This window comes from Okeania sp. SIO2C9 (assembly GCF_010672455.1).
In the GTDB taxonomy this organism is placed as follows: domain Bacteria; phylum Cyanobacteriota; class Cyanobacteriia; order Cyanobacteriales; family Microcoleaceae; genus Okeania.
Map to the genome: position 1 here is coordinate 58745 of NZ_JAAHGO010000024.1, position 13008 is coordinate 71752.

Annotated in this window: 14 protein-coding genes; 7 read left to right on the forward strand and 7 right to left on the reverse strand. The window is 38.0% G+C overall.

Annotation, left to right across the window (positions count from 1 at the left end):
• Nucleotides 1–47: 47 nt before the first annotated feature.
• Together F6K23_RS19620 and F6K23_RS19625 are read right to left on the reverse strand one after the other, a co-directional pair.
• Entirely contained in the window at nt 48–287 is a 240-nt protein-coding gene (locus tag F6K23_RS19620) for a hypothetical protein (RefSeq protein ID WP_293158916.1), read from the reverse strand.
• 53 nt (nt 288–340) lie between these two features.
• A complete protein-coding gene (locus F6K23_RS19625; protein WP_293158918.1) occupies nt 341–577 on the reverse strand; it encodes a hypothetical protein in 237 nt (78 codons plus the stop codon).
• Between the two features lie 109 nt (nt 578–686).
• Between F6K23_RS19625 and F6K23_RS19630 the strand changes: the two genes are divergently transcribed.
• Nucleotides 687–1259, forward strand: a complete 573-nt coding sequence (locus F6K23_RS19630) for a Uma2 family endonuclease (protein WP_293158920.1) — start codon at nt 687–689, stop codon at nt 1257–1259.
• 284 nt (nt 1260–1543) lie between these two features.
• On the opposite strand, the gene F6K23_RS19635 is transcribed toward F6K23_RS19630, so the two are convergent.
• Nucleotides 1544–4318 carry a pentapeptide repeat-containing protein gene (locus F6K23_RS19635; protein WP_293158922.1) on the reverse strand — a complete coding sequence of 925 codons (2775 nt, stop codon included), beginning with the start codon at nt 4316–4318 and terminating at the stop codon, nt 1544–1546.
• Complete coding sequence (locus F6K23_RS19640; protein WP_293158924.1) at nt 4302–4589, reverse strand: hypothetical protein; 288 nt, start codon at nt 4587–4589, stop codon at nt 4302–4304. Before F6K23_RS19640 ends, F6K23_RS19635 begins: the two co-directional genes overlap by 17 nt.
• 818 nt (nt 4590–5407) lie before the next feature.
• Here F6K23_RS19640 and F6K23_RS19645 point away from each other — a divergent pair.
• From F6K23_RS19645 to F6K23_RS19660, 4 genes are all read left to right on the forward strand, one after another.
• Entirely contained in the window at nt 5408–5854 is a 447-nt protein-coding gene (locus tag F6K23_RS19645; protein ID WP_293158926.1) for a DUF3598 family protein, read from the forward strand.
• Between the two features lie 668 nt (nt 5855–6522).
• Complete coding sequence (locus F6K23_RS19650) at nt 6523–7533, forward strand: NADPH:quinone oxidoreductase family protein (protein ID WP_293158928.1); 1011 nt, start codon at nt 6523–6525, stop codon at nt 7531–7533.
• Between the two features lie 160 nt (nt 7534–7693).
• The gene (locus tag F6K23_RS19655) at nt 7694–7954 is read left to right on the forward strand and encodes a helix-turn-helix domain-containing protein (RefSeq protein ID WP_293158930.1); all 261 of its coding nucleotides are present in this window, start codon (nt 7694–7696) and stop codon (nt 7952–7954) included.
• Nucleotides 7911–8762 carry an RNA-guided endonuclease TnpB family protein gene (locus F6K23_RS19660; RefSeq protein WP_293158932.1) on the forward strand — a complete coding sequence of 284 codons (852 nt, stop codon included), beginning with the start codon at nt 7911–7913 and terminating at the stop codon, nt 8760–8762. Before F6K23_RS19655 ends, F6K23_RS19660 begins: the two co-directional genes overlap by 44 nt.
• 314 nt (nt 8763–9076) lie before the next feature.
• On the opposite strand, the gene F6K23_RS19665 is transcribed toward F6K23_RS19660, so the two are convergent.
• Nucleotides 9077–9550 (reverse strand): hypothetical protein, encoded by a 474-nt coding sequence (locus F6K23_RS19665; RefSeq protein ID WP_293158934.1) that lies wholly within the window; start codon nt 9548–9550, stop codon nt 9077–9079.
• Nucleotides 9551–9886: 336 nt separating this feature from the next.
• A complete protein-coding gene (locus F6K23_RS19670) occupies nt 9887–10669 on the reverse strand; it encodes an SDR family NAD(P)-dependent oxidoreductase (RefSeq protein ID WP_293158936.1) in 783 nt (260 codons plus the stop codon).
• A gap of 146 nt (nt 10670–10815) precedes the next feature.
• Here F6K23_RS19670 and F6K23_RS19675 point away from each other — a divergent pair, with 146 nt between their 5' ends.
• Entirely contained in the window at nt 10816–11112 is a 297-nt protein-coding gene (locus tag F6K23_RS19675; protein ID WP_293158938.1) for a DUF4437 domain-containing protein, read from the forward strand.
• 487 nt (nt 11113–11599) lie between these two features.
• A complete protein-coding gene (locus tag F6K23_RS19680) occupies nt 11600–12157 on the forward strand; it encodes a DUF4437 domain-containing protein (RefSeq protein WP_293158940.1) in 558 nt (185 codons plus the stop codon).
• Nucleotides 12158–12185: 28 nt separating this feature from the next.
• Here the strand turns inward: F6K23_RS19680 and F6K23_RS19685 are convergent, their stop codons facing one another.
• The gene (locus tag F6K23_RS19685; protein ID WP_293158942.1) at nt 12186–12998 is read right to left on the reverse strand and encodes an alpha/beta fold hydrolase; all 813 of its coding nucleotides are present in this window, start codon (nt 12996–12998) and stop codon (nt 12186–12188) included.
• Nucleotides 12999–13008 lie beyond the last annotated feature (10 nt).

Sequence of the window (13008 nt, forward strand, 5' to 3'; positions counted from 1 at the left end):
TCCTTCAAACGATTATTTTTATCTAAATATTATAGTATATATTTTACTCAAGATTTTAAATATTTCTCAACTAAATGTTCTTCGACCATAGCTTCAACTTCCGCATCATTTGGAGGTGGGTTATCTATTTTTGCTATACCTCGGAACTTGTCTAAGAAATCAGGTGGTAACTCTGGGCGAGGGCGAAGTTCTCGGTACAAAGAATTTGTAATGGCCTTGAGTAATAACAGGCGATCGCTCACTGATAAATTCAGAGCTTTTTTTCTTAAATCTTGTAGTTCTGACATGATTTTTATTCCTTCAAATTGCTTTTATCTAAATATTATAATATGTATTTTTATCAGGATTTTAAGTACTTCTCCACTAAACGTTCTTCGAGCATAGCTTCAACTTCCGCATCATTTGGAGGTGGACTATCTGTTTTTCCTATACCTCGCAAACCTTCTATAGCAGCTTTGAGGTCGCGACGGGGGCGTAATTCTTCGTTCAAATAATCAGTAATATCCTTGAGTAAAGAGAGGCGATCGCTTACTGATAAATTCAAAGCTTTTTTTCTTAATTCTTGTAGTTCTGACATGATTTTTATTCCCTTAAATATTCTGCTATAATATTAGCAGAAATTATTCTAACTCTATTTCCTATTCCCTATTCCCTAATTATGAAATTTGTAAGTCCTAAACTTGATTATGCCTTTAAAAGAATATTCGGCTTTAATAACATTACAAGAATTTCTGCAACTGCCAGAAACGAAACCAGCAAGTGAATACATTAATGGAGAAATTATTCAAAAACCTATGCCAAAGGGACGACATAGCCGCTTGCAAGCAAAACTCTGTGCCACGATCAATCAAGTGGCAGAAGAAACAAAGATTGCCTATGCTTTCCCAGAGTTGAGATGTAGTTTTGGCGGGCGATCGATTGTTGCCGATGTGGCGGTCTTTCGGTGGGATCGTATCCCGTTTACACCAGAGGGTGAGGTTCCAGACAATTTTGACCTACCGCCAGATTGGACGATTGAAATTCTCTCCCCTGAACAAAGACCAAACAAGGTGATAGGTAATATTCTCCATTGTCTAGAGCATGGAAGTCATCTAGGGTGGTTTGTTGACCCAGATGACCTCAGCATTTTGTGCTTACGACACCAAAAACAACCTGTGTTGTGTAGAAGCGATCGAGTCCTTCCAGTATTTCCCGATTTAGAATTAACTCTCACTGTCGATCAAGTATTTGGCTGGTTAAAAATGGGTTCAAGAATTTAGAATTTAGAATTTAGAATTTAGAATTACCTATCCTTTAAAAGGGGAGACTTTATACCACAATTTTTCGGTAATGATTCATTATCAATTTTCCCGTAGGTTGGGTTGAGCTGGCGTTAGCGGAGCTTATCCGGAGAATAAACCCAACAGATGCCTGTTTCTTGTTAGGTTTCCTTAACGTCATCTTACAAAAGTTGTTTATGGGGAAAACCCCAAGATGACACTTTCGCACAACGCAACAGATACACATTGGTGTTGGGTTTCCTTTCGTCAACCCAACCTACAAGCTACTCTTCTTCCTGACTTGCTGTCTCCGACTGAGCAACTGCTGCGGCAAATTCTGGATTTTGTTGTAGGTCTTCTGAAACTTCTCTTGCTTCATGTAAACCAATAGCATCTGACCACTTAGTATAGTTATCCCATTTGATATCACTAAGGTCGGCACCACTGAGGTTGGCAGCAAAGAGATCTGCACTACTAAGGTCGGCATCACTGAGGTCTGCATAAATGAGATCAGCACCACTGAGGTTGGTAGCAAAGAGATCTGCACTACTAAGGTCGGCATAACTAAGGTCGATACCATTAAGGTCAGCATAACTAAGGTTGGCATCACTGAGGTTAGCACTACTGAGGTTAGCACTACTGAGGTCGGCATCACCGAGGTAGACACCACTAAGGTTAGCACCACTAAGGTAGGCACTACTGAGGTCGGCACGAATGAGGTCAGCATCTCTGAGGTCAGCATCTCTGAGGTAGGCACTACTGAGGTCGGCACGAATGAGGTCAGCACTACTAAGATCGACACCTCTGAGAAAACTACCTACTATTTTCACAAAAACAACAACTTTAGGACACTTGCTATAAGCAATAATTCGCAGTAATCTTCTTCGATCAAAATCTTCACTGCCAGGTTGACCACAAGGATAAAAATGCAACTGCTCCCGCAACTCTTCCTGAGACTGCCCATAACGATGCAACTCAAACAACAAAATCATTACATTCAACCCCGTATAAATATCCACCCGACGTTGCCCAGACTCAATACCCCACTGCTGCAACTGCCTCCCCTTCTTCTGAGGTAAAGTTTCCTCCGTCGCCTCAATAAACTTTCGATCACTCCAATTCCAATAAAATTCATACAACCGCTCAAACAACACTACCAACTCAACCTCACTTTTCACCAACAACGCCATCAAATATTCCACAACTTCCGCTGTCAAACTCCCATAACCAAACAGATCGTAAACCTGCCATTCCAACTCTTCATCAGATACTGCATAAGTTTTACGTCGCTTCCCTGTTTTCTCCGTCAAATCTTCCAGACTTTCCACCATCCGTTTTGCACAGAGAAACTCACCAAAACTCTTGTGGAAAAACTCCACCGAATTTTCTGCTTTTGCTGCCGATTTCAAATAAAACGCAGCTAAAGCATTTTTCAATCCATCCTCTCGTTTATCTTGCCGAGCATTCTCAATTAAATCCTGCAACTCCTTATATCCCTGTTTCACCAGTCGGTCTTCAATCATTTTTATGGCAGCATATTCCCCACCAGACTGCACCACACATAACCCCGCTTCTGCCAACAAAATTTCTAAATCTTCTGGGTCTAATTTCGTAATTTTCGGATTAAAATTTTTACCCTCTTCTACTCGCTGCTTCTCCAGCACCCATTTCAACGCCTGCTCATAAATCAAAACTTTCGCCCCACCAACATCAGCATGAGCAAACATCTCTACCTTTAACTGCTTATCCCGGTGCATTGCAGCGAGCAAATACAACAAAAGTGGTTCCCGTGCCAACTCCTGAACCTGCTCCGGACATTTTTGACTCTGCAAAAATTCCCGAAATTTTTTTGTTTCCTCTTGCGCAACAATAGTCTGCCACTTCTCAAACCACCGTTGCTGAATTTCGTCACCCATTGGCAAAATACTCACCCGCTCCAAATTAGGAGGCATCAACCTTTCAATTCCATAAAGTGCCAAAGGTCTACCAGTAATTAAAACGCGATGACCGCGTTCGTTATTTTCTGCTGCCTGTTTCTGAAACTGCGCCACCTGGTCTAAAAACACCTTCAACTCATTACTTGCACCGCGCTCCAACAACAACTCATCAAACCCATCCAGCAAAAACAGAAACCGAGTATTGTGGTCTGTCAACCAACCACTATCGCTAGTAACAAAATCTCTACCCACTGCATCAGCTAGAGTCTCATCAATATTTGCTGCAAAATTTCTCACATCCCGCAACCGAATTAAAATCGGCGTATATATAGGATGTAATTCCTGACGTACCCAGTCGGCAAACATTCGACAAAATACACTCTTTCCTCTTCCCGGTCCTGCTTGAATAAATAAAACCTGTTTGTCTTTTTTGTCTTGATTTTTCTTTTTATGCGAATTTTCATCCAAGTTTTCATCCAAGTTTTCATCCGAGTTTTTATCTAACAAAATAGTTTTTGCCCACTCTTCAATGTTCTGGGGTGTTGCTGTTTCTTCAACCTTCCCATCGGAGTTGACAGGTTTAACTTCTAGTGGTACATAAATCTGCTGAAAAGTGAAATTTTCATCAAATACTTTTTCGTCTGGTTTAGTAGCGATATTTTCTTTCAAATATTTATCAATACTGCCATAAATTTCCAAACATCGTTGCCACCCATACCCATAAATTCCGGCTAATTTTTTAGCATTGTCTTTCACCTCTACCACTGCTTCTTTCATATAACGGTGGGTACTGCGAGAAATTCTTTCGGCAACAATTTTGGCTTTATTTTCAGCTAAACCAGATTCTTTAAAACGTTCAATCAAAATTTCATCAAACTTTTCCCTCCAAGGTGAATCATAAAAACAAATTAAAGTATCCTTAGCATCTCGGTCATTAAAATTAATTTCTTCATCCAAATTTTTAATCCGTTTTTGTACCGCTTCCGAAGCCTCAGTTTCTGTCAACTTTTCCGATATTTCAGGATGGCTTATTAAAAATTTTCGTAAACTTTCTAAATAAGCCACCTGAACCACCAATTGTACTTCATCTTCTAAAGTAGGCTCTTTACGAGTTTTTTTCAATAATAAAAGTAATAATTCCAGTTGGAATAGGCAAAAAAGGTAAGCTAGCTCCGGCAACTTTTCCCAGGGGAGAATTTAACACATCCAAAACTGAATCAATATTCTCAATAAAAGGTTTTAACTCTTTAGCATCCTTATTTTCTTGTAGAGCTTTTGCTATTTCCAAAACCGCCTTCGTTGACTCAACCCCACCTTTAACAGTTTCTGATAAATTCAATTCTATTTCTGTGTTGAGAACTCGCCAAATATTCCGCCAGAGTTTACTTGCCATAGTAAATATTTCCTGCTTTAATTTTTGCCTAATATATTTGGATATCTACAGTTTAATTTCTGTAAATTCCTGATGTCATTTCAGTTAGCCTCCTCCGGAGGAACTGCGTTAACAGTTATCGGTACATAAAAGTCCAGTAATAGACTGCTTTAGAGGATGTTTGAAAAGTTGTTTAATACTGAATTTTGCCCCCCTAACCCCCCAATTCTGGGGGGAAAAAGAATCCATTAGCTGGTAAAAGTTCCAGAATTTAGGGGGATTTATACCAATTACCATGCATTAATGCTATACTTGAGCTATATTTCAACAGTCAAATAGGTACCAAGATAAAAAGTTTGTTTTTGACAATTATTAGTTGGTTAGTATAGATTTTTCGTAGGGACGTTGCATGCAACGTCCCTACTCTCCCCACACCTCCCACACTTCCCACACTTCCCCACCCAATCAGATATAGAATTCTTGCGTGAGAAATGGTATTAGGCGACTTTGATGTAGCAAATGAGACTTCTCAGACAACAGGTGTTGCTGAATTGAAGTATGAATGTGCGATTGTTTGGTTCTGGTAAAGCCCCCGCGCATCCCCTAATTTTGGGGTACTTTTAGAGTTTTATTACCCTGTTTGGTTCTGGTAAAGCCCCCGCGCATCCCCCAACTTTGGGGGACTTTTAGAGTTTTATTCCCCCCAATTTTGGGGGGCTAGGGGGGCAAAATCATACCCAGAATCAGCAACGTCAGACAACATAATACTTTTCCTTCTTTCTTCTTCCTTCTTCCTTCTGCTATAACATAATTATCTTTGTCCCATCAGGAGTTAGATTATGTCCACAATTAGAGAAGAAATGCCCGTATTAGTGCGCCATGAAGGAGATTGGAAAGGAACATATACAATAGTAGATAATGAGGGAAATATTATCGATCGCCATAGTTCTCATTTAACTTGTCAGTTTCCAGATAATGGAGAATATCCTTATTTTCAAACTAATCGTTATGAATGGGAAGATGGTAAAAAAGAAGAATATAAATTTCCAGGAATATATCGAGATAAAAAGATTTGGTTTGATACAGAAAGGTTGGATGGTTACGCTTGGGAAGTAGATGATTCAACAATTATTTTGTGGATTACATATAAAGGAATGCCAGATTTCTATATCTATGAAATGATTAATATTAGTCCCGATAATAATCATCGTGCTAGAACTTGGCATTGGTTTAATAATCATCAAATAGTTAAACGAACAATAATTAAAGAAGAAAGAGTAAGTTGAATTATGTCTGGTTGAATAGTTATAAATAACGAGAGAGGAGTCAGGAGTCAGGAGTCAGGAGTCAGGAGGGAAGAAGAAGAAGGAAAAAAGGGAGTGTGGGGAGTGTGGGAAGAAATTAAAAAATATGGCGTTGGTGATTTGAGGTATGATATCATGTCCGGATAATTAGGGATAGAACTCCGTTCTGCGCTCCGCGTTAACGTGCATTTTGCGCCAGCAAACAACAAACTTTATCCTTATACTCTTGTTTCTTCCCCCTACTGACTCCTGACTCCTAAGAAATATCCTAGTAGCTCGTCTAGCTTGAAAATGTGGGTAAATTTTAGAAAATGTAGACCTCTCCCCCCTTTCCAAGCTATGCTTTATAAACATCTTTTTTAACATAAAACTTGACAAAAGTGAGTAGTTATGGAGAAGTCGTTTGAGAGGCTTTTTCCTCAGAAAAGTGTATTGAATTAGACGTTTTTTTGAAGATTCTTACTCCCCACACCCCCCACCCTTCCCACACTCCCCACCCTTCCACAAGGGTTTCAGGAATTCCTTATAAGGGATAGCTTTCCAAGGGGGGTTGGGGGGATCGTAGCGTTGGGTTTTACTCACAATTTTAGTTTAGACGAGCTACTAGCTATTTGTCGCAAAAACTTATCAATTTGTATAACACACAAAAAATGAAAGCAGTTCGCATACATGAATATACAGGTATTAATGGTATTCGAGTAGAAGAAACAGAAATATCGCCACCAAATATTGGTGAAATTAGAATGCTTGTAGGAGCAGCAGGAATTAATAACTCAGATCTGCAAATGACCTACGGAAAATATAAAAGACCAGGGGATGACCCACTACCTCAAATTTTAGGTCAAGAGGCAGCAGGTATAGTTGATGCAGTGGGGGAAAAAGTGGAAGGGTTTTTCCCAGGAATGCGGGTAGTAGGACACGTTCAAGGAGCTTTTGCCGAAATGGCGATCGCTCCAGCAACAGAATTATTACCTATTCCTGATGATATATCTTTTGAAGTAGCTGCCAGTTTACCTATTAATTATTTGACTGCTATTTTAGCTCTCATTTATCGGGCAAAAGTTCAGGTGGGAGAGTGGGTATTAGTCCATCCTGGTAGTGGTGGTGTGGGGACGGCAGCAATACAACTAGCGAAATTATTGGGAGCAAAAGTGATCGCCACTGCTGGCAATAGAGCTAAAGTGGAATACCTGTTGAAACTGGGTGCTGACTATGGTATTGACTATAGCAGTCAAAGTGTAGTTTCTGAAGTCAGAAAAATTACAAATAATATAGGGGTACAGGTGGCAGTGGATGGTGCTGGTAAAGTGACATTTGCCGACTGTTTAGAAGCGATCGCTAATAATGGTCGTATTGCTTGCTATGGCACGACTACTGGTTTAGATGCTGCTTTACCAATGGGAAAATTACTGGGGCGCAATATTGCAGTTTATGGCATTGCCCTTTGGTATAACAGTGATTATCAGGCAAGTTGGCAAACTCTCAAAGATTTAGTTATACCAGCATTTGTGGAGGGAAAGTTACAATCAACTATTGAGCAAGTAGTTAGTCTGGAGGAAGTGTCAGCAGCATTGACGAAAATGGAGCAGCGTCGTTTGATGGGAAAAATTATTGTAGTTCCTTGTTTTCTTGAGCGGGGGAATAGGAGAGTAGAGGAGTAGGGGAGTGGGGGAGTAGGTAGGGATATCAACAGTATTAAAATAATTAAACAAAGTGAGACACAATTAAACCTTTACTGTGATATACTAGATTTATGTCTAACTTAGTTAACTATATATGAAACAGCAGAACTTCCCTTGAGTGCCAACAACTCTAATAATCATGAAATCCTTTAAAACTAAGCTAAAACTTAACAATCAGCAAAAAACAATACTTGCTAAACACGCAGGTGTTGCTCGTCATGCTTATAATTGGGGGTTGGCAACTTGCATAAAAGAGTACGAAGAAACTAAAAAACGCCCCAGCGCCATCACCCTACATAAGCGTTTAGTAGCCGAAGTAAAATCAATTAATCCTTGGTATTATGAGGTATCTAAATGTGCACCAAGGGCAAGCATTAAGAGACTTAGAGAGGGCATTTAAAAACTTTCTAACTATTCCTGAACGTGGATTTCCAGTCTTTAAGAAAAAAGGTAGAAAAGACAGCTTTTACTTAGAAGGAAGTATCAAAATTTTCCAAGGAAACTACATACAACTACCCAGAATAGGAATAGTAAAAACTTATGAAATCTTACCTTCAGTACCAGTAAAAAACGTCACCATATCAAAAAAAGCAGATAATTGGTACATCAGTTTTAAATATAATTTTGAATCCTATCCAACAGAAAAAGTAGGAGAAACTATAGGTGTAGACATAGGAATAAATACATTAGCAACCTGTTCTGATGGCAGCAAATTTGCTAATGTCAAAGCCTACAGACAAGCCAAAAAACAATTAGTTCGTCATCAACGTGCAGTCAGTAAAAAAGTTATTGGTTCTAAAAACAGACGCAAAGCAGTAAAAAAATTAGCAAAAATTCACAAAAAAGTAGCCGATATCAGAGCAGATGTACTACATAAACTCACAACATGGTTGGCTAAAAACCACAGCACCATAGTAATTGAGGACTTGAATGTAAGTGGAATGCTCAAAAATCACAAACTAGCAAGTGCTATTGCTGATTGTGGCTTTTATGAATTTAAGCGTCAGCTTATATACAAATGTGAATGGTACGGCAGTAAATTAGTCATAGCGGATAGATATTATCCAAGTTCTCAAATATGTTCAAACTGTGGGCATCAACAGAAAATGCCGTTACACTTGAGAACTTATGAGTGTAGTGAATGCAGTTTTAAAACTGATAGAGATTTGAATGCTGCTATCAACCTGAAAAACTATGTGTATCAGTAGCTTGAGTTCCAAGCGAATTTAAGCCTGTGGAGAAGATAAGTTGCAGACTGCGGTCAGTGGTCTTCTGTGTTTGCGCAGCATTCCGTAGGAAAGCAGGAAGCTAACTCCAAAGCTTATGCAATCGTGTATGGGTAAGTTTGGGTAAGTTTAGTAGGACGGAGTTCAAAAATTAGGAAAATCAAAATTTTCTACCTTACTACTGTGGCGATTTCCCACAAACAATCAGCACAAAGCCTGCTGAAGTTATTGTCAGTTGAGCTGCTCTGAGCTTGGAAATATTTTTTGGTGATGATCGGAGTGACTTTGAAACCAGACTAGATGAAAATTTGTTTGCTAGATTGCCTTGCGGTGGCTGGATTGGATTTAGTATCTATGAATTGCACTGGATGATAAGTATTAATCCACAGATGAGCGCCACAACTTGCTGGTTTATAAGGTCGATAGACGATTTGGCAAGGACCTGAAATATATAACTCATAACCATAATAGTTATCACTGCCATGCTTGAGTGACACTACAGCTTCCAATTCTGTTGGAGGCTTCTTTTTATTACTTTGAATTTTGTTTTGATTGACATGAATCATTTTTGGTGTAGTAGATTCTCTCTTGCGCCACATACCTTTCGGACCGCGCCGAGCCGGAATTATTACAGGCATTCCACTTTCTGATACTGGTATTTCCCAGAATCTACCTTTTTTTTCAGCTCCTTTAACTCTTCCTTGAGCGAGTAAAACTAATAAACGTTGACGAGATATACCTAATAAAAAAGATGCTTCTCTTGTACCCATAATTTTTCCCCTTAACTGTTGGACAATAGTTAAATGTCCAAAAATAGAACAACATTAAATAAAGTTATCTAAATATTTTTTTTGCTAATTTTAGCTATGTTAGTGTTAATTATTCTTACTTTTTACTTCTCTCCCACTCCCCTCCTCCCCTACTTCCCCTCCTGGGAGGGGTTAAGGGTGGGTCTCCTGCTCAAGAAAGCGTAGAAAAGTTTTTGAGAAATGGTCTAATTTATTAGACATCTGGTAAAAATCAAGAATAAAATCAATATACTTTTACAGATTTGATGAAAAGATTGCCAGAAAATTGATTATAGCAGTTTTCATCACGATAATCGATTATTCTACTTTGCTAAACCGATGAATATTCCAAAATAAAGATAATTCTAACCCACCATCAACATAAATATGTTGACCAGTAATAAATTGACTTTCTGGAGAACATAAAAACCCAACCAAGGGAGCAATATCTTCCGGCTGTCCCCATCTTCCCATAGGAGTTACTTGAGGAGGAATTTTATCAATATAAGGTACTTGATCAAGGTAACCATCCCAAGCTTGAGTTTTGATATAACCAGGGGTAATAATATTAACAGTAATTCTCCGTGGAGCAACAGCGATCGCGTAATGTTTGGCCAAGGTTTCCATTGCTGCTTTTGCTGGTGCGGCCATTCCATAAACTTTTCCTGGGTTATGAACACCTGTTGCAGAAATGACAACGACTCTACCTTGAGCGTCAACCATATAATTTAAGGCTTTTTCAATACAGCGAATAAATGCTTTAGGATAAATTTCTTGAGCTGCTTCATACTGTTCAAAAGTAAAATTTCCTGGGAGTGTTGCGGTAATAGCATAACCAGCGACATGAACAAAAGCTGTAAGTTGACTATTAAAGTTTTCTTCAACTACCTGAAATAAAGCATCAACAGTTTCAGATTTTGTGATGTCTCCAGCTACAGTAATAACCCTAATATTTGATTTTTCTAACTCTTTTTTAACTGCAAAAGCAGCATCATGGTTAGAATGATATCCCAGGATAAGATTAAAACCATTTTCAGCTAATTTACGAGAAATAGCTAACCCTATTCCACGAGTTCCACCAGTGATTAAAGCAACTTTCATAGGTTTAAAATAGTTAATTTTTAAGTTCAGAGATTAATAGTTAGATTAGTATATTTTATTTCCTTAATAATATTCCTTGAAATTTTAGAAAGATTGGATTATGGTCTAATGAAAAAATGCAAGTTTGGATAGGAGTATAGAATATAGTGAATGATAATCAAGAAAATGCCAATCTTAAAGAAGACTGGGGAGGAGATGGTAGGGGACGGATGAATTTATCTCGGAGAAGTACAGCAATTTCTCCAGACTTTATCCCTCGTCAATACCAGTTTTTTGACTCTAATACTGTACCAGAAATTTTACATTGGTGTATTAAGGGAATGCCAGATACTGTTCCTTTTGCCACAAGAAGATTACTATCTTGGCATCATTGTGGTGCATCTACATCACGGGTTAGTTTACCTTCTCAGTTTACAGCTCCCGCAGGAATATTTACCGAATAATTAACTAATTAATAATTAGGGTTTGCGTATGGAAAGTCTTTTTGCTCTTTGTAGGAGACAGGAGACAGGAGACAGGAGGAACGGGGAATTTAGAAGAGGTAGTAGAAAGAATTGTCCCAAGATTGTTCTGCCTAACTATGCGCCTAAAATACGCTCCATGCATGAGCATGAAGAGCTGAAAACCAGGTACTGCAATTCGACCCCAAAAAAGCTAAAGTCTTTATATGTCAATGCTTTTAGATTTAATCAGCAAGCCCTAATTAAATAATTCGCGCCTTGAAGTCTCCCCTTTTAAGGGGAAAAAAAGCGGTCGTTTGCGCAGCATTCCGTAGGATGGGATGGCGAGGTCTCCTCGCCATATCCAATCGACCAAGAAAAGAAATAATATTTCCTTATATTCAATTCCGTAACGGTTAAAATCCGAGGTAATTATCAATTATCCATTATCAATTATCCATTAATGAAAGCCGATCTATAAATTTTTGTCTTGAGTGGAGTTATTCAAATAGGAGAATGGCAATTAGATAAACATAGTTACTCTTTTATTCCTGCTGGAGTTAGAGTTAGTTCTTGGAAGGTTTTAGGAGATGAACCTCTAGAAATTCTTTGGATGGAAAATGGAATAGTTCCTTTTAAATATCAAGCTTCAGAAATAGACGTTCCTAATGCTATAATTAATGAGTTTATTCCAGCATTGGATAGTAAACTTTTACCTTGGGGAAAAACAGAAACTAGCCAATTTGAAGTGGCTAAAAAGAAGTATTTAAGGAAAGATAATAATGGGGGAGGTGTGTGGTTAATTGCTATTCTCCCTCATTATTATCGACATTATCCAGCAATTCAAAGTTATAACGAAGAAGGATATACTTTAGTCGGGTATATGAATCTAGGTAATTATCAATTGCTTAAGAATTGGTTTCACTATTGTCCGAGTTTTTCAACTCTTCCTAGAAATATTACTGATGATGGTTTTTTAGCATTTGTTCGAGTCGATCGGGATATTTCAAAACCTGGGAGGGTTTTATCTTATGTAGATCGCTTATAACTGAACAAAAAATACAATTATTAATTCTCTAATTATCTAAAAAATCCACCACTATTTTAGCAATTTCTTCAGACATTTGATTCATCATGTAAATTGTACCACCTTCAATATCAACTTTCTTAGCATTAGGAATTGTTTGAGTAATTAGTTTTCTATTTTCTGATTTTGCCAGTCCTAATTTTTCTAGTTGTTTAATGTCTTCAGTTCCGGACAAGATTAAGGTTTGAGAATTAATTAATCCAAATCTTTCTAAGCTTTTCTCTGCATAATTCATTATTGAAAAAGGACCATAGGGAGGATAACCATGGCATCTAAACTCATCTAATAAACAACGATGATTTAATTCTATTGAACCTACATAGCTTAAACGAACAGGCCATCTGTTTGTTAGGTGAGAACCATCTTCTCTTATTTCAAAAGCATTAGAAAACCTACTATAAAGTATTTTTCTCTCCTCTTCCTCAAAATAATCAATACAGGATAACACCAGTTTGTTAACTCTTTCTGGGTATGCTGCTGCTACTTCTGCTGCTACGAAAGCACCTGTATGATGCCCAAGAACATTTGCTTTTTTGATTCCTAATTGATCTAGAACTAAAGTAACTGTTTTGGCGTAGTCTTCTATATAATACATTCTGGGTGGTTTATCCGATTCACCAAAACCTAAAAAATCCATAGCAATAACTAACTTTTTTTCTTTAATAAATCTTGGCATTAATTCTCGATATTCATCGCTACTTTTTATATTTTGATGTAGCAAAATTAGTGGTTCACCTTCACCACCAATTCGATAATGTATTTGACCGTCTTCTGTATCTAAAAATGCTCTTTTTATTTTCATAATATTTAAT

Excerpts from the sequence above, each read along its gene's own strand:
- F6K23_RS19620 (WP_293158916.1), bottom strand. The coding sequence starts at position 287 with ATGTCAGAACTACAAGATTTAAGAAAAAAAGCTCTGAATTTATCAGTG.
- F6K23_RS19625 (WP_293158918.1), bottom strand. The coding sequence starts at position 577 with ATGTCAGAACTACAAGAATTAAGAAAAAAAGCTTTGAATTTATCAGTA.
- F6K23_RS19630 (WP_293158920.1), top strand. The coding sequence starts at position 687 with ATGCCTTTAAAAGAATATTCGGCTTTAATAACATTACAAGAATTTCTG.
- F6K23_RS19640 (WP_293158924.1), bottom strand. The coding sequence starts at position 4,589 with ATGGCAAGTAAACTCTGGCGGAATATTTGGCGAGTTCTCAACACAGAA.
- F6K23_RS19645 (WP_293158926.1), top strand. The coding sequence starts at position 5,408 with ATGTCCACAATTAGAGAAGAAATGCCCGTATTAGTGCGCCATGAAGGA.
- F6K23_RS19650 (WP_293158928.1), top strand. The coding sequence starts at position 6,523 with ATGAAAGCAGTTCGCATACATGAATATACAGGTATTAATGGTATTCGA.
- F6K23_RS19655 (WP_293158930.1), top strand. The coding sequence starts at position 7,694 with ATGAAATCCTTTAAAACTAAGCTAAAACTTAACAATCAGCAAAAAACA.
- F6K23_RS19665 (WP_293158934.1), bottom strand. The coding sequence starts at position 9,550 with ATGGGTACAAGAGAAGCATCTTTTTTATTAGGTATATCTCGTCAACGT.
- F6K23_RS19670 (WP_293158936.1), bottom strand. The coding sequence starts at position 10,669 with ATGAAAGTTGCTTTAATCACTGGTGGAACTCGTGGAATAGGGTTAGCT.
- F6K23_RS19685 (WP_293158942.1), bottom strand. The coding sequence starts at position 12,998 with ATGAAAATAAAAAGAGCATTTTTAGATACAGAAGACGGTCAAATACAT.